The sequence below is a fragment of the uncultured Anaerovibrio sp. genome, from assembly GCF_947302755.1.
GTDB lineage: Bacteria > Bacillota > Negativicutes > Selenomonadales > Selenomonadaceae > Anaerovibrio.
The window spans coordinates 1-20,610 of the sequence record NZ_CAMYWM010000016.1; the positions used below are offsets into that span (position 1 = coordinate 1).

Genomic DNA, 20,610 nt, shown 5'->3' on the forward strand with positions numbered 1-20,610 from the left:
GCTAAAGCTTTTCTGAACCACGCGACTATCGCGTGGTTTTCTTTATACAAAAAAACCTACAAGCCACATAAAATCAAGGTTTGTAGGTTTTTTTCATTTTACTCAAATTCAATAGTAGCAGGTGGTTTGCTGGTGCAATCGTACATTACCCGGTTTACGCCCTTTACTTCGTTGACTATTCTGTTAGTCACCTTATGGAGGACCTCCCAGGGTATCTGGGCACTTTCGGCGGTCATAAAGTCGCTGGTCATTACGGCTCTAAGGGCAATGGCATAATCGTAGGTTCTGAAGTCGCCCATTACACCTACAGAGCGCATATTGGTAAGGGCGGCAAAATACTGGCCCAGATCCTTGTCCACTCCGGCCTTGGCAATCTCCTCCCGGTATATTGCATCAGCCTCCTGAACGATTTTCACCTTTTCGGCGGTAACTTCGCCAATAATACGAATACCGAGGCCAGGTCCCGGGAAGGGCTGGCGGTTTACCAGATAGTCCGGAATGCCCAGCTCCCGGCCGGCCTTGCGAACCTCGTCCTTAAAGAGAAGGCGCAATGGCTCCACTATTTCCTTAAAGTCAACATAATCAGGCAAACCGCCCACGTTATGATGGGACTTGATAACGGCTGATTTACCTAAGCCACTTTCAATAACATCCGGATAAATGGTACCCTGTACCAGGAAGTCCACTGCCCCGATTTTCTTGGCCTCTTCCTCAAAGACTCGGATAAATTCCTCACCGATTATTTTCCGCTTGGCCTCCGGCTCAGTTACACCCTTCAGCTTTTCATAGAAGCGTTCCTGGGCATTGACCCGAACAAAATTCAAATCATAGGGACCATCAGGACCAAATACTGCCTCCACCTGATCTACTTCGTCCTTGCGGAGAAGACCATGGTCCACAAATACGCAGGTCAGCTGCCTGCCGATAGCCTTGGACAGGAGAACGGCGGCCACAGAGGAGTCTACACCGCCGGAAAGGGCACACAATGCCTTACCGCTGCCGATTTTCTCCTTCAGCTGCTGAACGGTAGTGGTTACAAAGGAATCCATGCGCCAATCACCGGCACACTGGCATACCTTATACACAAAATTCCTCAGCATCTTAGATCCTTCAACAGTATGCAGTACCTCAGGATGGAACTGTACAGCATAAATTCTTCTGGTCTCATCCTCCATACCGGCCACTGGGCATACCGGCGTATCAGCCGTTACAGAAAAGCCCTCCGGGGCCATGGCAATATAATCGGTATGGCTCATCCAGCAAATGGTCTTGCCAGAAACTCCATCAAATAACTTTGAAGAAGAACTCTTGATAGCTACCTCAGTTTTTCCGTATTCACTTACCGGAGCGGTTTCCACCTTCCCCCCCAACAGGTGGGCAATAAGCTGGGAGCCGTAGCAAATTCCCAAAACAGGAACGCCCAGTTCAAAAATCTCTGTGCTGATGGTAGCCGAGTCAGACTTGTAAACGCTGTTTGGGCCACCGGTAAAAATAATCCCCTTGGGATTCATCGCCTTAATTTTTTCAATGCTTAAGGTATTGGGGTGAACCTCGCAGTATACATTACATTCACGGACACGACGGGCAATCAGCTGGTTGTACTGACCGCCAAAATCCAATACCAGTATCATTTCATTTGCCAAGAGCTGTATCCTCCTTCAAAATAAGTCGAAAATATCACAAGTCATTATAACACACCATGGTAATTTATAAAAGGGACTGCTATACGCAATCCCTTTACAGATATCTTACTCAGCCCATTCCCCTCATTCGCCGGAATGAGCCCCTTTATTCCCCATAATTATCTTCGGGCCACTGCTGCCGGTAAGCCTCAATGGCATCCCGGGCCGCGCTGTAGTCAAAGCCCCTGCCGTACATATATTGCTGCATTTTCCGAAAATCTGTGCCAGGCTTAAATTTGCTTCGTACTACCCTGCCGGCCTTTTCCAGCTCCCGCTCATATATGTCGTCAGGTACACAGGAACGGACCAAATCACCATCGTAGCCCTTCTGCAGCAGCTTGACACAAATCTGCTTTACGCTATAGGTGGAGGATTCATACAGGTATTCAAACCGCCTTCTGCAGCCCCCTTCATCATCTATATAATGCTTATCCTGAAGCCATGCTATGGTTTCATGAATTTCTTCATCGCTGTAGGCCTTGCGGCTGAGCTTTTCCGTAAGCCGTCTTACGCTCTGGTCACTTATGGACAGCAGCTCCACGGCCTTGGCCTTGGCCGATGGCCTGGGCCGGTTTGGGGCACCGGAGGACTGCTTATTCATCGCTGCCACCCTTGGATTTCTTGGTTGGGGAGGTCAGCCTTTGAATTACCGCATCATCCTTCAGCATTTCGTGGAGCTTGCCCTCAATTTCCGCAAAGAGCTCCGGCTGGTTCTTCAGAATTTCCTTGACGGTGTCCTTGCCCTGACCGAGACGGGTATCATTGTAGGAATACCAGGAGCCGCTCTTCTGCAATATCTCCAAATCAGCGGCAATATCAATAAGACTGCTTTCCCTGGATACGCCCTCGCCGTACATAATATCAAATTCGGCAGTCTTAAAGGGCGGGGCCACCTTGTTCTTTACTACCTTAACCCGGGTTCTGTTCCCCAATATATTGGTTCCCTGCTTAACCTGATCATATTTACGAACATCAAGGCGTACAGAGGCATAGAATTTCAGGGCCCGGCCGCCGGTGGTAACCTCCGGGTTGCCGTACATAACCCCCACCTTCTCGCGAATCTGGTTAATAAAAATAGCCGTAGTACGGGATTTGCTGATAACACCGGTCAGCTTGCGCATGGCCTGGCTCATGAGCCGCGCCAGAAGGCCCACATGGGCATCTCCCATATCCCCTTCAATCTCCGCCTTTGGCACCAGGGCAGCTACGGAGTCCACGACAATGATGTCAATGGCCCCGCTGCGCACCAGGGCCTCAACGATTTCCAGGGCCTGCTCGCCGGTATCGGGCTGGGAAATAAGCAGGTTGTCAATATCCACCCCTAATTTTTTGGCATAAACCGGATCAAGGGCATGCTCCGCATCAATAAATGCGGCAATACCCCCGTTTTTCTGGGCCTCGGCAATCATGTGCAGGGTAACAGTGGTTTTACCGGAGGATTCAGGACCAAAAATCTCTATTATACGGCCCCGGGGAATACCGCCAACGCCCAAGGCAATATCCAATGGCAAAATACCGGTAGGTATAACCTCCACATTCATATTATTTGCCGCATCCCCAAGGCGCATAATGGCTCCCTTGCCATAATCCTTTTCAATCTGCTTAAGAGCACTTTTTAAAGCTTCTTCCTTCTCCATCACAATTAACTCCCTTCAATACGCTCATATATTTTTCAGAATATGTATCCGACGGCTCAATATCACTGCTATGTATTATACCAAACAAAGGTTTTTGATACAATACCCATTATCTTGGTGGAATAATTATGAGCCACCTACTAATTATATTTTTATTATACTATTTATTGCATAAAAAATGAAGCTATTTTTTAATAAACAGCTTCATTTTTATTAAATATTTTTCTTAACCTTACTATGAAATCTTAGTGAGTCAAATCCGAAGGATGCAGATGAGCTGTAGATTTCGTTGTAAGGGCGTGTGGACACTGCAAGGTGTCCGGTAAGCTTATACGAACTTCTTATCGTGTTCCTTCTTATGCTTCTTGTTCCAGCCTACCATATCGGCAAACCGAACGGTGATGATGTAGAAGGAAGGAATAATGAAAATACCGATAAAGGTGGCAAAGAGCATTCCGCCAACTACCGCCACGCCCATACCGTTACGGGCCGCCGCACCGGCACCGGAGGCCACAGCCAGGGGCAGACAGCCGATGATGAAGGCAAAGGAGGTCATAAGGATAGGACGAAGACGAAGTCCCGCCGCCTCAATAGCTGCCTTCAGCGGATTCATGCCCATATCAGCACGGGCCTTGGCAAATTCTACAATCAAAATTGCGTTTTTCGCCGACAGACCAATGAGCATGATTACACCAATCTGCATGTATACACTGTTCTGAAGGCCGGCATTAGGACCGACGGTCAGGGTCTCCAGCATACTGATGGCCAGCTCGGAGAACAGGGCACCAAATATACCTACAGGTACGCAAAGAATAACGGCAAATGGTACGCTCCAGCTTTCATAGAGAGCTGCCAGACAAAGGAATACAAAGACGAGGGCCAATGCCAACACTTTACCAGTGGAATCTCCACTCTTGATTTCCTCACGGGCCTGACCGGACCACTCAATATGATAACCATTAGGAGCAACTTCATTTACAATTTCTTCCATTGCAGCAATAGCCTGACCAGAAGAATATCCGCTGGCGGCATTACCCTGGAAGGATACAGCCTTGGAAGCATTGAAACGATGTACAATAGAAGGTGCTGTACTCATTCTTGGAGTAAGCAATGACTCCAAAGGAATCATCTCACCGGAGCTGTTGCGGACAAACATAAAGCGCATGTCATCGGCGGCAGTACGATATGCCTTATCCGCCTGCAACATAACCTTGTAGCTTCGACCAAATTCATTAAAGTCGTTTATCTGATTACCACCATAGAATACCTGCATGGTATTAAAGATATCAGACAGCTTCACCCCAAGGCTCTTTGCTTTGTCACGGTCAACATCATATTGGACGATAGGAGAATTTACCTTAAAGGTGGAACGGACACCCTGCAGCTCCGGACGCTGATTGGCGGCGGCCACAATTTTCTGGGCAACCTCATTTAATTCTTCATCGGTATGTCCAGACAAATCCTGAAGCTCCATCTGCCAACCACCTACGTTACCAAGACCTGGCAACGCCGGCATATTGAATGCTACAACTTGGGCCTCTGGGGCAACCTTAGCACCTACAGCAAAGGTTTTTCCAATAAGGGCATTAATGGACAAATCAGGTGTGGTTCGGTCATCCCAATTTTTCAAGCCGACGAACATAGTTCCGGCATTTGATTTAGTACCAAAGGAGAAAATATCAAAACCAGTGATGGCAATAACATTTTCAATACCATCCATTCCCTTTACTGCAGTGGATACATTATCCATTGTAATGGATGTCTGATTAATAGATGTACCCTCTGGCAGGGATACGGAAATCGCATAATACCCCTGGTCCTCATCAGGAACGAAGGTACTAGGCACAATCTTATAAAGCAGGCCCGTAAGACCCGTTATAATAACGATGAGTATTACCGCATACTTGGCATTTCCAATGAACCAGCCAACTACCCCTTGGTAGCTGATGCGAATTTCATTGAACTTATCATTAAACCGTTTAAAGAACCGGTCTAACAGGCTGCTGTCCCTTTCCTTCTTGGCATCATAATCCACCGGCTTCAAAATCATGGCACAAAGGGCCGGCGTAAGGGTCAGGGCCACAAAGGCCGACAAAGCCATGGATATGGCAATAGTCAGGGCGAACTGGCGATACAGCACACCCATCATACCACCCAGGAAGGCAACCGGAATGAAAACGGCGGCCAATACAAAGGCAATGGCTACAACCGGCCCCTGTACCTCATCCATGGCCCGCTCCGTGGCATCAATGGGGGTAAGGCCTGTACTCATATGATGCTCTACGTTCTCAATAACCACGATAGCATCATCAACTACCAGACCTATGGCCAATACCATGGCAAACAGGGTCAGGGTGTTGATGGAGAAGCCCAAAATTATAAAGGCAATAAATGTACCAATAAGAGATACCGGAACAGCCAGTAACGGTATCAGGGTGGCCCGCCAGTTCTGCAGGAAGATAAATACAACCAATACTACCAGCAGGAGGGCCTCAACAAAGGTCTCAACTACTTCCTTGATGGAGGAACCGATAAATTCTGTCGTATCTACGATATACTGCAGCTTTAAATCAGGAGGGAAGGATTTTTCCGCCTCTTCCAAAATCTCACGTACTTCGGCTACTGTAGTCATAGTATTTGCATCTTCTGTCAACTGTATACCAAAAGCGACTGTATTAGGAGCGCCATTCATTTTGGAGAAAACCGCATACTGCTTGGCACCCTTTTCCACCCGGGCCACATCCTTCAGATGTACCATGGAACCGTTATGGTCTCTCTTGATTACGATGTTGCCAAACTCTTCGGCAGTAACCAGTCGACCATCAATTTTTCCGGTAAACTGTTTTTCCTGCTGGTCACGGATTGGCAGGGCACCTACTGTACCGGCCGGTGCCTGAAGGTTCTGCTCATTAATGGCATCCGTTATATCTTTTACGGTAAGGTTCATCTCAGCCAGACGATCAGGATTCAACCAGATACGCAGGGCATGGTCAGCACCAAAGGCCTGTACCGAGCCTACACCATCCACGCGCTTTATTCTGTCAATCAGGTAAATATCTGAATAGTTTTTTATCCATGTACTGTCATAGGTGCCCTCAGGAGATACCATTGCCGCCATCAGGGCCATGGTATTGGACGCCTTGGAGGTGACAACACCTACGGTTTTTACCGTATCAGGCAGGGTTGGATTGGCAACGGCCACAGCATTCTGTACCTTTACCGCATCCATATCACCATCAGTACCCAATTCAAAAACAACAGACAGGGAATAATAACCGGAATCAGAGGCGTTGGAATTCATATAATCCATGCCCTGAACACCGTTTACCTGCTGCTCAATTATCTGGGCGACGGTTTCATTTACTACCTTGGCATTTGCACCTGTATAGGTGGTGCTTACCGATATGGTAGGCGGGGCAATCTGCGGATATTGGGCAATAGGAAGCTGAAAGGCGGAAATCAAACCACCAATAACAATAATAAGGGATATAACTATTGCAAATATTGGTCTATGTATGAAAAATTTAGACACAGGTCTACCCCCTTATTCGTGCTTATCTACAAAGGAGAAGCCCATATCATCGGCAGAAACCGTAGTAACGTTCATCTCTACACCCTCTGTAAGATTTGTAAGACCTTCAACTACAACCTGTTCACTGCCGTTAAGGCCCTTTTTAATTACATAATAGCTGCCTACAGTTTCCCCAAGCTCTACAGGAGCCACAACGGATTTATTTCCTTCACCAACAATGATAACAAAGGATTTGCCCAAAAGCTGCTGAACGGAGCGCTGAGGCACCAAAATAGCATCCTTTATGGTATCCCCTACCAGACGGGCACGGGCAAACATACCCGGAATAAGTATACCGCTGGAATTATCAAACTGGGCCTTCAGCAGCAGGGAGGAGGTACTTCCCTCCATGGCACGGTCCACCTCCACAACGGTGCCCATACCAGGGTATACCTTCCCGTCAGACAGCACGATACGAACGCTCTTGGATGGAAGGCTCTGACCAGGAATTACGGATTCACCCACATATTTCAGGTATTCCGCTTCGCTGACACTGAACTGAACCATCATTGGATTGCTGGTACCAATGGTAACCAGGGCCGTAGTGCCGGCAGCTGCATAGGTACCCACAGCCACATCGTCCACAGCCAGCTTGCCGCTCATAGGAGCGTATACCACCGTATCATCCAAATTCTGCTGGGCAGTCTGCACCAGGGCCTCCATAGCGGAAACATTGGCCTCCAATGCATTGACCTGGGCCTGCTGGGTAGTCAGAACCTGCTGGGAAATGGCCTCAGCTGCGTAAAGCTGTTCATTTCTTGCCAAATCAGTTCTGGCATTATTAAGGTTGGCCTGGGCCTGGGCCAGATTGGCCTGGGCATTCAGCAGGGCGGCCTGATAGGTTCTGGCATCGATTCTGTACAATGCCTGACCGGCCTGAACCTGGTCACCACCCTTGATATACTTCTCCACGATAGTACCGGAAACCTTGGCCGTAACCTTGGTGGTATCCTTACCTACAATCGAGCCTGGATATTCCAGGGTAACCGGTGTATCACGCTTAATAACGGTCATGGCCTTGACCTGGGCTGCTCCGGCCCCCTGTCGCTGACCGGCCATCTGCGACATAAGGAACATATAGCCGCCAATAACCGCCGCTATAATTACAGCGACGCATATTACAATACCTTTTTTTGATAACAAAACCTATTCCTCCTCTTGCCAATTAAATTTCTTATCATTGCGGTATTAATCTCAAAAAGACCACCAATATATCATGCTACAGCAGATAAGAGGTGTTGTCAACGCAAACTAGGTACGAACTATATTTTGTTATATAACTCGTACCTAGTCATATCATTCTATTATATATGTGATTATAAAATACGTATGTGAATAGGATTAAAATTAGATTAAAATTGGATAACCTCCAAGTCATCAGGAACAAACACGTTGCCGTCAAAATACTGCTTGGCCTCGGCAGTATAGGCTTCCTTACGGGTATCAATGGTTTTATCCTCGGTATGGTACAAAATCAGATTTTTAATATCCAGGCTCTTGGCTAATTCAGCCGCCTCCTTGCAGGTGCTGTGATGCTTTTCATAGGGCTTAAATATTTCCCTGTCCCCATATTTGCAAAAAGCTTCGGAGAGCATCCAATCAGAGCCCTTGGCGTATTCCTCACAGCCTATGTTAAATGGCTCATCCCCCAGACAGGTCATCATGAGGCCATCCTCCTTGAACTGGAGCTGATACCCAAACTGCTTTGCCTTGGTGGAATAAATGTCAAAAACATTGATATCAAAGCTTGGAAGCTCAATAACCTGACCATCCCAAATTTCATGAATAATAATATTCTCACCAATATTTTCAAAATCCTTGCGCTTCAACATCATTTCACACATATTCAGAAGAATATCCTTTACCTCGTTGTGGCAATATATGTGAAATTCATCATTGTATTTGCCGCTGTTCATCATGGAAGAAATCTTTCTGATAACCCATACAACCCCCATGATATGATCCGTGTGGGCATGGGTAACGAACATGTGATGGAGCTTGTTATAATCAGCTCCGGCCAGCTCCAATTGACGCAATATACCATTGCCGCCGCCGGCATCAGTCAGAAACAGCTCTCCGTCAGATGTTTCAATGAGAAAACAGGTGTTAAAGACCTTGGTGACCATGGCATTACCAGTACCTAAAAAAATAAGCTTCCTCATCATATTACCTCCTGAATAAATAAAATTAATTTTTATCTCCGTAAAGAAATTCTGTACCTAATCCTTCTATATCTAATAATAAAGGACTGTTGCCAATAACGCAACAGTCCTTTTATTATTTATTCATTTTTTCTAGAGCCTGCTTGGCCGCCTGCTGTTCGGCAGCCTTTTTGCTTGGACCAGTTCCTATTCCTAAAACTTCATCATTAAGCCTTACCTCAAAGCTGAATACCTTGGCATGATCCGGACCGTCAGAGCCAATCATGCAATAGCAGATTTTGTTCTCACCATGACGCTGAACCAGCTCCTGGAGCATGGTTTTATAATCCTTTACCGTGGATATGCCCTTTTCCACCTGAAGGAGGTGCTCCTCCAGCTGGCGGATAACATAGGCCTGAGCACATGCCCAGCCTTGATCCATATAAATGGCGCCTATTACCGCCTCAAAGGCATCCTCCAAAATGGAAGCCCGCTTACGGCCACCAGAGCTTTGCTCACCATGACCCAGCAACAGATAATCACCCAAATTAAGCTCTGCTGCACGACTGGACAAACTGGCTTCACAGACCACAGCTGCTCTGGATTTAGTAAGATCTCCCTCAGGAAGTTCTGGGAAATGTTTAAAAAGATAGGTGCTGATAGCAAGCTCCAGCACCGCATCTCCTAAAAATTCCAAGCGTTCATTATGCTCTACACGAATGCGGGACTCATTTGCATAAGAGGTGTGGGTAAGGGCCTGATGAAGCCAGCCGATATGCTTGAACCGCACACCCAGCTGACCCGCCAGGGTCTCCAACCGTCTCCTGCGCTCTGCAGTCACACGTTCAACCATAATAAATCACTCAACTTTTACTTAGAATATTTTTTTAAAACAATACAAGCATTATGTCCACCAAAGCCAAGGTTATTGGACAGAGCGGCACGAACGGTCTTTGCCTTTGCCTTGTTAGGTACATAATCCAAATCCAACCCCTCATCCGGAGTTTCATAGTTTATAGTAGGCGGCAGCATGTCATTTTCCACAGCCAAAGCAGTGGCAATGCACTCAACGCCACCGGCTGCCCCCAGAAGATGACCGGTCATGGACTTGATGGAGCTTACGGAAACCTCCTTGGCATGGTCGCCCCAAACGGTCTTGATGGCCTCAGTCTCAGTCAGGTCATTCAGGTGGGTTGAGGTACCATGGGCATTGATATAGTCAACCTCAGAGGGATGAAGACCGGCATCCTTAAGGGCACTGGCCATACATTTGGCCGCCTGGACCCCATGAGGAGCCGGGCTGGTAATATGATAGGCATCGGAATTTGAACCGTAGCCCACGATTTCTGCATAGATATGGGCACCACGCTTTTCAGCATGCTCCAGGGTTTCCAAAACAACAATACCTGCACCCTCACCCATAATGAAGCCGCTGCGGTTTGCATCAAATGGTCTGGAAGCATGGGCCGGATCATCGTTGTGATCACAGCACAAGGCCTTCATGGAGCAGAAGCCTGCCACAGCAGCCTGGGAAATACTGGCCTCAGTGCCGCCAGCTACCATAACATCGGCATCCCCCCGCTGAAGAACGCGGAATGCGTCACCGATATTGTTGGTACCGGTTGCGCAGGCTGTAACCACACAGCTGCTTGGTCCCTTTAACCCCAAAGCGATGGACACATGGCCTGCTGCCATATTGCCAATCATCATTGGAATAAAGAAAGGACTGATCTTGCTTGGGCCCTTGTCAAACAGCTTCTCATATTGTCCATGCATGGTTTCAATACCGCCAATACCACTACCTACAAAGGTACCGATACGGTCGCAATCCTCAGCCTCAAGATCAAGCTTTGCGTCCTCTACAGCCATCTTGGCGGCAGCAACAGCAAACTGGGCATAGCGGTCAATCCGCTTGGACTCCTTCTTGTCCATGTAATCAGCAGGATCAAAATCCTTTACCTCGCCGGCAATCTGGGATTTGTACTCGGATGCATCAAAACGAGTAATTTTATCAATTCCGTTTTTACCCTCCAACAGGGACTGCCAAAAAACGTCCTTGCCGGTACCAACTGGGCTGATTACGCCAAGGCCGGTAATTACAACGCGATTAGACAAAATTAACACCTCACAATTCAATTAATAGCAGCCAGTTCTTCCTTAAGCTGCTGGAAAATTTCTTCAACAGTCAATATTTTATCTATTGTTGGTAAATACTCACCAGTAAATACAAGACCTGTTTCCACATCTCCCTGCTGGGCACGGCTGAGTGCTCTTATTATGCAGAAATTATGCTTGCAAGCCTTAAGACAATTGTCACATTGGGTTGGCGGTACAGGCCCCTCCATGATTCTGGCGACCCATGGATTACGCACTGCACGGCCTGGCAGACCAACAGGACTATGGATAACCACCACATCCTCAGGCTTTGCCTTAAGATAATATTCCTTCAGGGCTGGGGCACTATTGGCCTCAACGCTGGCCGCAAAACGGGAACCCATCTGGACACCGCTTACGCCCATTTTTATTAAATCAGCAATATCCTGGCCATGAAGGACACCACCTGCCGCAATTACAGGAATGTCAACGGCTGCCACAATATCCGGGATAATCGTCTTTATGGACTGATCGGTTCCCAGGTGGCCGCCTGCTTCTTTGCCCTCAACTACAACAGCTGCAGCACCAAGACGCTGAGAAATTTTCGCTAATTTGACGGATGATACTATTGGAACAACCGGTGTTCCGGATTTCTGGCCAAGGCCAAATATATCCCGGGAAAAGCCTGCACCGGCCACAACAAGGTCAATACCCTCATCAATAGCAGTGTTTACGATTTCAGCAAATTTCTTGGCCGCAAACATGATATTGATGCCGATAATCCCCTTGGACAATGCGCGGGCCATCCTGATTTCATAACGAAGCTCATCATTGGTCATGCCAGATGCGGCAATGAGACCGATACCGCCCTGATTTGCCACAGCTGCGGCCAATCGACCGGTAGACAAGCGTATCGCCATGCCGCCTTGAATAATTGGCATCTTTGCAATTTTATCGCCAATTTTAAGTTCAGGAAGCTTCAAAACTACTCCTCCATTCATGGGACGGTCCTTACCTTCTTTAGAAAATCCCGCGAAGCAACTTCACGGGACTTTCTTAAAGGCAAGACGCAAAAAGCTTATTTGTTCTGGTCAATGAAAGTTACAACGTCCTGAACGGTCTTAATCTTTTCAGCTGCGCTATCAGGAATCTCGATGCCGAACTCCTCCTCAAAAGCCATGATGAGCTCAACAATATCAAGAGAATCAGCGCCTAAATCATCGATAAAAGTGGACTCGATTGCAACATCATCAGCTTCAACGCTCAACTGTTCAACAACGATATCTCTTACTTTCTCAAAAGTAGACATGCTTGGTTCACCTCCTCAAACAAGTTTCATCTATAGACTATATTACATGACCATACCGCCATCAACATTGATGACCTGGCCAGTAACATAAGATGCATTATCAGACACCAGGAACAGAACTGCATTGGCAACATCCTCCGGCGCGCCAACTCTGCCCAGTGGAATACCGGCTACCATCGCCTCCCGGACATTGTCAGGAAGAACAGAGGTCATGTCGGTATCAATATACCCAGGTGCCACCATATTTACGGTGATGCCACGGGATGCCAGCTCCTTGGCCATGGTCTTGGAAAAACCAATTACTCCTGCCTTGGCTGCCGAATAATTTGCCTGACCGGCATTACCGGTAAGGCCCACCACGGAAGCCATATTTACAATGCGGCCGGCCCGCTTCTTCATCATCAGCTTGGAAACAGCCTTGGTACAGTAATACACGCCCTTAAGGTTGGTATTAATAACCGCATCCCAATCCTCTTCCTTCATGCGCATAAGAAGACCATCACGGGTAATGCCTGCATTATTTACAAGAATATCTATACCACCGAAGGTATCAACTACCTCCTTAATCATGGCATCAACGGACTCGCCATTGGATACATCAGCCTGAACTGTCATAGCCCTGCCGCCTGCTGCTTCGATAATTTCCTTTACTTCTTCAGCAGCCTTGGCATTACCGGCATAATTAATGGCAACTGCAGCCCCTTCGGCTGCCAGCTTAATAGCAATAGCACGACCTATGCCACGGGAACCACCCGTAACAAGGGCAGACTTTCCACCTAAAAGCATATTAACGAACCTCCCTGAAATAGTCAAGCGTTTTTTCTAAGGACTCAACATCTTCAACATTCAGGCTCTTAATGGCCTTGTCAATGCGGCGATTGAAGCCGCACAGGGTCTTGCCCGGGCCGGCTTCCAGCAGGGTATCAGCACCAAAGGCCTGCATCTGGGCCACACAATCCTCCCAAAGAACAGGGCTGGCAGCCTGAGCCACCAGGGCGGTCTTGATATCATCCGCCCTGGTAAGGATATGGGCATTGACATTGGCCACAACCGGAATTTTTGCCTCCGATAAGGTAACCTTGTCCAGCTCCACTGCCAGCTTCTCGGCAGCCGGCTTCATGAGGGTGCTGTGGAATGGGGCACTAACCGGCAGGATAACTGCCTTCTTGGCACCGGCGGCCTTAAGCTTCTCAACGGCCTTTTCCACCCCCAGGGTTGCCCCTGCAATAACGGTCTGACCAGGGCAATTGAGGTTGACAGCCTGTACAGGGCTTTCATCATTGACGGACTGGCAGATTTCGATAATCTTATCACGGTCCACACCGATAATAGCCGCCATGCCGCCTTCTCCTACCGGAACAGCCTCCTGCATGAACTCACCGCGCTTATGTACCAGCAAAACTGCATCCTGGAATTTCAATACCCCGGAAGCCACCAGGGCGGAATACTCACCTAAGGAGTGCCCACCGGTAATATCCGGCTGAATTCCATTTTCCTTAAGGATTTCATTGGCAATGCAGCTAATGGTAAGAATTGCTGGCTGAGTGTTGGCAGTCAGCTTTAAATCCTCCTCCGGCCCCTCGAAGCACATCTTCATAATGGAATAGCCCAAAGCCTCATCAGCCTCTTTGAAAAGCTTCTTGGCCACGTCATAATGGTCGTAAAAGTCCTTACCCATTCCAACCTTCTGTGCACCCTGTCCAGGGAAAACAAAAGCAAGTTTATTCATTTTATATTCTCCATTTATTGACAAAAATTTATGCGATTATTTGGAAAAGGCCACCACTCTGTCCCGGGCTGCGGCAAGACCGGAAACCAGATCCTCCATAATGACAGCAACCGGCTTAATATCATCCAGCATACCGGAAATCTGACCTATCATTACGGAACCATTCTCCACGTCACCCTTATGGGTGGCCAAATTGAGACGACCGGCACCGAATTTTTCCAGCTCCTCCACAGGAGTCTGCTTAGCTTCCAGTTCAGCATACTCACGGGTCATCTTATTGCTGATAACCCGGACCGGATGACCGGTGGAACGGCCTGTAACTACCGTAGAGCGGTCCTTAGCCTTCAATACCAAATTCTTGTAATTTTCATGGGCAATGCATTCCTCAGATACCACGAAACGGGTTCCCATCTGGACACCTGAAGCTCCTAAGGCAATAGCAGCGGTAATGCCACGGGAATCACCGATACCACCGGCAGCAATAACAGGTACATCTACGGCATCCACCACCTGCGGTACAAGGGCCATGGTGGTGATATCACCAATGTGGCCACCGGACTCGGTACCTTCGGCAATAACAGCATCAACGCCGGAACGAACCAAGCGTCTGGCCAGGGCTACAGAAGCCACTACTGGAATAACCTTGGTGCCCACCTCTTTAAGAGCCGGCAAATATTCTGCAGGATTGCCTGCACCGGTAGTTACAACAGCTACACGCTCTTCCACAACTACCTGCATAACCTCCTTTACAAAAGGAGACATCAGCATAATATTTACGCCAAAGGGCTTGTCAGTCCACTTCTTGGCCTTCTGGATTTCTGCTCTCAGAATATCCGGAGGCATGTGACCTGCGCCAATAATACCAAGACCACCGGCATTGGATACAGCAGAAGCCAGCTCAGCTGTGCCAATCCACGCCATACCCCCCTGGAAAATAGGGTATTTGATATTCAACAACTTACAAATGGGATTTTCCTCAAACATGTTAATCCTCCTTAGACCATCTGATTATGCATGATGCCCAGGTAAGGCCTGCGCCAAAACCAGACAGTGCTATTATATCGCCTTTCTTAAAGCGCTTCTCAGCAGCAGCCTCGGCCAAAGCAATGGGTATACAAGCCGCTGACATATTTCCATATTTCTGAACGGTTAATATCACCTTATCCATGGGCATAGCCAATCGCTTGGCCGCTGACTGAATAATGCGGATATTCGCCTGATGAGGAACCAGCCAATCTATCTGCTCCTGTGGCATACCAATCTTATCCAGGGAATGCTTTACTGTATTCCCCATTGCCTTTACCGCAAACTTAAAGACTTCCTTGCCATTCATATGTATCAGATTGAGACGCTGGTCAATTGTTTCCTTGCTCACCGGCAGGCGGCTGCCGCTGGACGGAATTTGAATCGCATCACCACCGGAGCCATCACTGCCCAGGTCAAAGCTCAGAATTCCATAGCCATCCTCCACCTGACCCAGTACCGCAGCTCCTGCACCATCACCAAACAATACACAGGTATTGCGGTCTTCCCAGTTAATATATTTTGAAAGGGTTTCCGCTCCCACAATCAGAGCCTTTTTATAGGCACCGGTTTCAATAAACTGGGCCGCCACACTGAGGCCGTAGGCAAAACCGGAGCACGCAGCCGATAAATCAAAGGCCGCAGCCCCATTGGCCCCCAGCCTGGTCTGAAGCATACAAGCAGTTGATGGAATAATTCTGTCTGATGTAAGGGTGCATACGATAATAAGATCCAGCTCCTCAGGAGATACCCCTGCATCGGAGAGAGCCTGCCGGGCAGCCTTCATGGCCAAATCCGAGGTGGCCTCATCATCAGCCGCCATACGGCGTTCCTTTATACCGGTACGCTCAGTAATCCATTCATCACTTGTATCAACAATCCTGGATAAATCGTCATTAGTTAAAATCTTTTCCGGAACATAAAAGCCTGTTCCCAAGATGCCTGCATTATTTTTCTTCATCATGGTCATTAGCCAGCATCTCCTCCTTCTCTATGCTATCCCTAATGCGCTGAACCACATTACTTTTAACATACTCGTTCGCCACATTAATTGCACTGCAAATTGACTTTGCATCGGAAGAACCATGGCATATTATACAGCAGCCATTGACACCAAGTAAAGGTGCGCCGCCATACTCTGTAACATCAAGCTTTTTACCCAGCTTCTTCAACGCCGGCATAACCAGTACAGCACCAAGCTTTGCAAAAATCCCACCGTTTTTTATGGCATTTTTGATAAGGTCCAATAATGTTACTGCCAAACCCTCAGCAAATTTTAACACAATATTACCAACAAATCCATCGCAAATTACAACATCAGCCATGCCGGTAGGAATATCGCGTCCTTCCACATTTCCTATGAAATTTATGGAATTCATGCTCTTAAGCATAGGGTAGGTGGTCTGAACCTTTTTATTTCCCTTGGTTTCCTCCTCACCTACATTCAGCAGTCCTACCTTTGGGTTATTTATGCCATAAACGTACTGACTATATATTGAACCCATAAGGGCCATTTCTGTAAGATCCTTTGGCTTACTGTCCACAATAGCACCGGAGTCCAACAGGAGAACCAGTCCGTCCTTTGTGGGAAGCGGTGTGGCTATGGATGGCTTGTCCACCCCTTTTATAGTACGAAGAAACAGGGTGGCTGCGGTAGTTGCCGCACCGGTACTGCCTGCTGACAGGACACCATCGCATTCACCGGTCTTCACCAGCTTGGTAGCCACCACCAGGCTGGAATCCTTCTTCTTTCTTACGGCTTCCACCGGATGCTCACCCATTTCAATAACCTCAGTAGTATGATGTATACTCAGGCGTTCAATATTTTGAGCATTGTTAGCCTTCAACTCGGCTTCTATTTGTGCCCGGTCTCCTACCAGGACGATTTCACAGTCATATTTCTTTGCGGCCTCAATTGCCCCCATGACTATCTGCTTTGGTGCGTAATCCCCGCCCATCGCATCTACTGCAAGCTTCAATTTAGAGCCTCCCATTAATTTTCCGTCAGCGAAACCACTATAAATTTGGCCCGGAAAACTTCTCCTGTGGCGTTTCTGGTTCTAACCCAAACAAAAAATTTGTTGCTGCGCTGACGAATTATTTCTGCCTTGGCAACAAGCATCTCCCCTAGCTTAACGGGAACCTTGTGCTTGATATTTGCCACACCGGTCACGGCCATAGGAGCACTAATAACGGCTACCGCCAGAGAACTGGCCTGCGCAAATATATAATGTCCCTTAGCGATCTGGTTCTTGGAAAATACCATATCCTCCGTAATTTTCAAAAGTGATATCCCGGAGCGGCCTGGCTGAAGGTCAATCAGTTCACCCACCAGGTCATCCTTTTCAATGGTGGTAACCTTTTCCCTGGCCTCTTCTGCCACCCTGCGGATACGTTCCCGCACCTCAGGTATGCCCAACTCCATGCGATCCAGTCTTATGGTCTGAATGCTTACCTCCAGAAGTCGGGCCAGCTCTTCATCTGTAAGAAAAGGCTTTTCACTGACCTGACGCATTAAGAGTGTATGTCTTTCCTTCTTTTTAACCCGCGCCATTTTACTCACCCTTAAAACAACATAACCATCATATCATAAAACTGCATTTCTTCCAAACATTACAATTGTCAGGTTAACAAATGAATTCATTTCGTAAAATCCCATATCAATTCCTTTGGTAATCTGACAGTCAATAACATAATACAGCTCATATTAAAAAAATTAGTACCAAGTCCTACTAACTGCATATGATTATATAAACTTTCATTGGAAAAGGCAAGAAAAATATTATTTTATTGCAAATGTTGGAATTATTTATACAAATCAAGTCCAGCCGATGGTTATGGGCACTAAAAATGAGCAGGCCCGAAGCCTGCTCATTCAGCAGTTAATTATTCAGCTGCGGAAATTACTTCCTTGCCATCATAGTAACCACACTCTGTGCAAACATGATGAGGCATCTTTGGCTCGTGGCACTGTGGGCACTCAACGAAACCAGGAACCTCCAACTTCCAGTTGGCACGACGGGAATCACGACGAGCCTTAGACATTTTACGCTTTGGTACTGCCATTCAGGATACACCTCCTTAACGAAACATTCACTAATGAATAGAATTATTTCTTAATCAATAATTGCTGCAATGCCGCCAGTCTTGGGTCAATAACAGTACGGTCACAGCCACAATCGCCATGATTGAGGTTTGCGCCGCACTTCAGGCACAGACCGCGACAATCAGCGTTGCATATATTATTTAACGGCTGATCTGATAACAGGACATCTCGAACCATTTGAGATATATCCACCAAATCACCATCAAAATAATTCACATCTTGGTCATCTTCAGCATAACCAGGGGCTTTTTTCCGGTATTCCTCGTCAAAGTCGTGCTCCTGCTGCTGAGAGGCCTCCTCCAGGCAACGGTCACAGACAAAGGACTTGGTACAGAAAATCTTCCCCTTTACACGATACCCCCGGCCGGTTGCCACGAGCTCACCCTTGACAATAATATCACCATCAAAGCGATAGCTTTCGTCAACGGCATCAATGTCCTGAGCCTTGGCAGCAAACTCAAAGGATATGGGAGAACCAAGTTTTTCATTGGCTTCAATTATATTAATCTTCATCATATAGATATCAACCTCATTTATTATAGCGACAGCTATATTGTTTGTCAAGAGAATTACCTTGACAAAATATTAATACCGGCCACAGGGTATTTTACAGTGCCTTCAGCATCTCCACAGCCTTTGCTGCCGCCTCAGCCCTGGTGGTATTCACCATTTCACCGTTACGGCGTACCTTCAGTTCAACGGAGTCCTCATCCACCGATTTAGGGCCGACGGTAATCCGCAGGGGATAGCCAATCAAATCGGCATCCTTAAATTTAACTCCGGCCCGGTCCTTACGATCGTCCAGCAGGGCATCTACCCCCTTGGCCTTAAGGTCATTGTAGATTTCCTCGGCTATCTTCAACTGCTCCTCATTTTTCCCGTTAATGGGTACTACCACAACCTCAAATGGGGCAATGGCCCTTGGCCATATAATGCCGTTTTCGTCATTGTTCTGCTCGATAGCCGCTGCCATGGTCCGGCTGACGCCAATACCGTAGCAGCCCATAACCAAAGGCTTTTCCTTGCCGTTTTCATCCAGGAAGGTGGCGTGAAGGGATTGGGAATACTTGGTCCCCAGGGTAAATACCTGGCCGGCCTCAATACCACGGGTCATTTTCACCGGGGCACCGCAGTGAGGGCAGGCATCTCCCTCCTTAATCATGCGGATATCCGCCACAATTACATCCTTGAAATCCCGTTTTGGATTTACATTTATATAGTGCATATCCTTTTCATTGGCTCCGGCACAGGCATTGTACATTTCCATAACGGTGGCATCCACCACCACCCTGGTACCTTCCTTTAGGCCTATGGGGCTCATAAAGCCCGGAACGCCACCGGCTTCCTCAATGGCCTCATCAGTTGCCATATGCAGTTCAATGGACTCATCAAAGAGATTGACTACCTTTACATCATTTACATCGTGATCACCACGGACAAAGGCCAGGATAAGCTCCTCCTTGTCATCCTGGAATGCAACGGCTTTAATGGTCCTGTCCAAAGGCAGGTTCAGGCACTTGGCCACCAGCTCGATGGTATGGGCCTCTGGGGTGGATACCTTTTCCAAAGCCCTCTGTTCTTCCTCCGGTGCCTTGATGACGGTAAGCTCCGCCTTTTCATCAGAGGCTGCGTAATCGCACTTGGTACAATAGGCGATATTGGACTCACCGGCCTCGGCCAGCACGGTGAATTCATGGGAATGTCCGCCGCCAATAGCCCCATTATCAGCCTCTACCGGACGGAACTCCAGGCCCATGCGGCTGAAAATCCGGGTGTAGGCATCATACATTATCTTATAGGACTCATTCATGCCCTCCTCATCCTTGTCGAAGGAATAAAGGTCCTTCATGATGAACTCGCGTCCCCGCATAAGGCCGAACCGCGGACGAATTTCATCCCGGTATTTGTTCTGAATTTGATACAGCATTAAAGGAAGCTGCTTATAGGACCGGACCTCATCACGAATGAGGGTGGTAACCATTTCCTCATGGGTTGGACCAAGACAGAACTCCCGACCATGACGGTCAGCTACCCTAAACATCTCATCACCATATACTGACCAGCGGCCGGTTTCCTTCCAAATTTCTGAAGGCTGAACAATTGGCATGGCAATTTCCTGCCCACCGGCGGCATCCATTTCCTCCCGGATAATCTGCATAATTTTCTTAAGGCTGCGCCAGGCCAGGGGCATATACGTATACAGGCCACCGGCTGCCTTTCTTATCATACCGGCTCTGAGCATAAGCTGATGGCTTTTCACCTCAGCCTCGGCTGGTGTTTCTCTCAATGTTGGTGCATAAAGTCTAGTTGCGCGCACT

Annotated in this window: 19 protein-coding genes; all 19 read right to left on the reverse strand. The window is 47.7% G+C overall.

Translation table 11 applies throughout. The features are described from left to right. Positions 1-98: 98 nt before the first annotated feature. Positions 99-1,631 (reverse strand): glutamine-hydrolyzing GMP synthase, encoded by a 1,533-nt coding sequence (guaA, locus tag Q0Y54_RS03015; protein WP_297964206.1) that lies wholly within the window; start codon positions 1,629-1,631, stop codon positions 99-101. A gap of 157 nt (positions 1,632-1,788) precedes the next feature. Then, on the reverse strand, positions 1,789-2,283 hold the full coding sequence (locus Q0Y54_RS03020) for a regulatory protein RecX (RefSeq protein ID WP_297964153.1): 495 nt from the start codon (positions 2,281-2,283) through the stop codon (positions 1,789-1,791). Beyond that, positions 2,276-3,319: a recombinase RecA gene (gene recA / locus Q0Y54_RS03025; protein WP_297964155.1), complete on the reverse strand. Its 1,044-nt coding sequence runs from the start codon at positions 3,317-3,319 to the stop codon at positions 2,276-2,278. Before recA ends, Q0Y54_RS03020 begins: the two co-directional genes overlap by 8 nt. A 328-nt stretch (positions 3,320-3,647) precedes the next feature. Next, positions 3,648-6,851 carry an efflux RND transporter permease subunit gene (locus Q0Y54_RS03030; RefSeq protein ID WP_297964157.1) on the reverse strand — a complete coding sequence of 1,068 codons (3,204 nt, stop codon included), beginning with the start codon at positions 6,849-6,851 and terminating at the stop codon, positions 3,648-3,650. 12 nt (positions 6,852-6,863) lie between these two features. Continuing rightward, entirely contained in the window at positions 6,864-8,033 is a 1,170-nt protein-coding gene (locus Q0Y54_RS03035) for an efflux RND transporter periplasmic adaptor subunit (RefSeq protein ID WP_297964159.1), read from the reverse strand. A 209-nt stretch (positions 8,034-8,242) separates the two neighbouring features. Further along, a complete protein-coding gene (locus tag Q0Y54_RS03040; protein ID WP_297964161.1) occupies positions 8,243-9,055 on the reverse strand; it encodes an MBL fold metallo-hydrolase in 813 nt (270 codons plus the stop codon). Between the two features lie 112 nt (positions 9,056-9,167). After that, a complete protein-coding gene (gene rnc / locus Q0Y54_RS03045) occupies positions 9,168-9,884 on the reverse strand; it encodes a ribonuclease III (RefSeq protein ID WP_297964163.1) in 717 nt (238 codons plus the stop codon). A gap of 17 nt (positions 9,885-9,901) precedes the next feature. Continuing rightward, positions 9,902-11,146 (reverse strand): beta-ketoacyl-ACP synthase II, encoded by a 1,245-nt coding sequence (gene fabF / locus Q0Y54_RS03050; RefSeq protein WP_297964165.1) that lies wholly within the window; start codon positions 11,144-11,146, stop codon positions 9,902-9,904. Between the two features lie 17 nt (positions 11,147-11,163). Beyond that, entirely contained in the window at positions 11,164-12,108 is a 945-nt protein-coding gene (locus Q0Y54_RS03055; protein WP_297964167.1) for a nitronate monooxygenase family protein, read from the reverse strand. 95 nt (positions 12,109-12,203) lie between these two features. Then, on the reverse strand, positions 12,204-12,434 hold the full coding sequence (locus Q0Y54_RS03060) for an acyl carrier protein (RefSeq protein WP_297964169.1): 231 nt from the start codon (positions 12,432-12,434) through the stop codon (positions 12,204-12,206). A gap of 42 nt (positions 12,435-12,476) precedes the next feature. Continuing rightward, positions 12,477-13,220, reverse strand: a complete 744-nt coding sequence (fabG, locus tag Q0Y54_RS03065) for a 3-oxoacyl-[acyl-carrier-protein] reductase (protein WP_297964171.1) — start codon at positions 13,218-13,220, stop codon at positions 12,477-12,479. Position 13,221: 1 nt separating this feature from the next. Then, entirely contained in the window at positions 13,222-14,163 is a 942-nt protein-coding gene (gene fabD, locus Q0Y54_RS03070; protein ID WP_297964173.1) for an ACP S-malonyltransferase, read from the reverse strand. A gap of 36 nt (positions 14,164-14,199) precedes the next feature. Beyond that, the gene (gene fabK / locus Q0Y54_RS03075) at positions 14,200-15,147 is read right to left on the reverse strand and encodes an enoyl-[acyl-carrier-protein] reductase FabK (RefSeq protein WP_297964175.1); all 948 of its coding nucleotides are present in this window, start codon (positions 15,145-15,147) and stop codon (positions 14,200-14,202) included. A gap of 1 nt (position 15,148) precedes the next feature. Further along, positions 15,149-16,147 carry a beta-ketoacyl-ACP synthase III gene (locus tag Q0Y54_RS03080; protein WP_297964208.1) on the reverse strand — a complete coding sequence of 333 codons (999 nt, stop codon included), beginning with the start codon at positions 16,145-16,147 and terminating at the stop codon, positions 15,149-15,151. Further along, a complete protein-coding gene (gene plsX, locus Q0Y54_RS03085) occupies positions 16,134-17,165 on the reverse strand; it encodes a phosphate acyltransferase PlsX (protein ID WP_297964177.1) in 1,032 nt (343 codons plus the stop codon). Before plsX ends, Q0Y54_RS03080 begins: the two co-directional genes overlap by 14 nt. Positions 17,166-17,179: 14 nt before the next feature. Further along, positions 17,180-17,740 carry a transcription factor FapR gene (gene fapR / locus Q0Y54_RS03090; protein WP_297964179.1) on the reverse strand — a complete coding sequence of 187 codons (561 nt, stop codon included), beginning with the start codon at positions 17,738-17,740 and terminating at the stop codon, positions 17,180-17,182. A gap of 332 nt (positions 17,741-18,072) precedes the next feature. Beyond that, positions 18,073-18,252, reverse strand: coding sequence for a 50S ribosomal protein L32 (gene rpmF / locus Q0Y54_RS03095; protein WP_027396398.1), 180 nt, complete (start codon positions 18,250-18,252; stop codon positions 18,073-18,075). Between the two features lie 43 nt (positions 18,253-18,295). Beyond that, entirely contained in the window at positions 18,296-18,808 is a 513-nt protein-coding gene (locus Q0Y54_RS03100; protein ID WP_297964181.1) for a DUF177 domain-containing protein, read from the reverse strand. A gap of 91 nt (positions 18,809-18,899) precedes the next feature. After that, complete coding sequence (locus Q0Y54_RS03105; protein ID WP_297964183.1) at positions 18,900-20,609, reverse strand: proline--tRNA ligase; 1,710 nt, start codon at positions 20,607-20,609, stop codon at positions 18,900-18,902. Between the last annotated feature and the right edge of the window lies 1 nt (position 20,610).

Coding starts and splice junctions, on each gene's coding strand:
- fabK (WP_297964175.1), bottom strand. CDS start 15,147: ATGTTTGAGGAAAATCCCATTTGTAAGTTGTTGAATATCAAATACCCT.
- recA (WP_297964155.1), bottom strand. CDS start 3,319: ATGGAGAAGGAAGAAGCTTTAAAAAGTGCTCTTAAGCAGATTGAAAAG.
- guaA (WP_297964206.1), bottom strand. CDS start 1,631: ATGATACTGGTATTGGATTTTGGCGGTCAGTACAACCAGCTGATTGCC.
- Q0Y54_RS03060 (WP_297964169.1), bottom strand. CDS start 12,434: ATGTCTACTTTTGAGAAAGTAAGAGATATCGTTGTTGAACAGTTGAGC.
- fapR (WP_297964179.1), bottom strand. CDS start 17,740: ATGGCGCGGGTTAAAAAGAAGGAAAGACATACACTCTTAATGCGTCAG.
- fabD (WP_297964173.1), bottom strand. CDS start 14,163: ATGAATAAACTTGCTTTTGTTTTCCCTGGACAGGGTGCACAGAAGGTT.
- Q0Y54_RS03040 (WP_297964161.1), bottom strand. CDS start 9,055: ATGATGAGGAAGCTTATTTTTTTAGGTACTGGTAATGCCATGGTCACC.
- fabG (WP_297964171.1), bottom strand. CDS start 13,220: ATGCTTTTAGGTGGAAAGTCTGCCCTTGTTACGGGTGGTTCCCGTGGC.
- Q0Y54_RS03020 (WP_297964153.1), bottom strand. CDS start 2,283: ATGAATAAGCAGTCCTCCGGTGCCCCAAACCGGCCCAGGCCATCGGCC.
- rnc (WP_297964163.1), bottom strand. CDS start 9,884: ATGGTTGAACGTGTGACTGCAGAGCGCAGGAGACGGTTGGAGACCCTG.
- rpmF (WP_027396398.1), bottom strand. CDS start 18,252: ATGGCAGTACCAAAGCGTAAAATGTCTAAGGCTCGTCGTGATTCCCGT.
- Q0Y54_RS03080 (WP_297964208.1), bottom strand. CDS start 16,147: ATGAAGAAAAATAATGCAGGCATCTTGGGAACAGGCTTTTATGTTCCG.
- Q0Y54_RS03100 (WP_297964181.1), bottom strand. CDS start 18,808: ATGATGAAGATTAATATAATTGAAGCCAATGAAAAACTTGGTTCTCCC.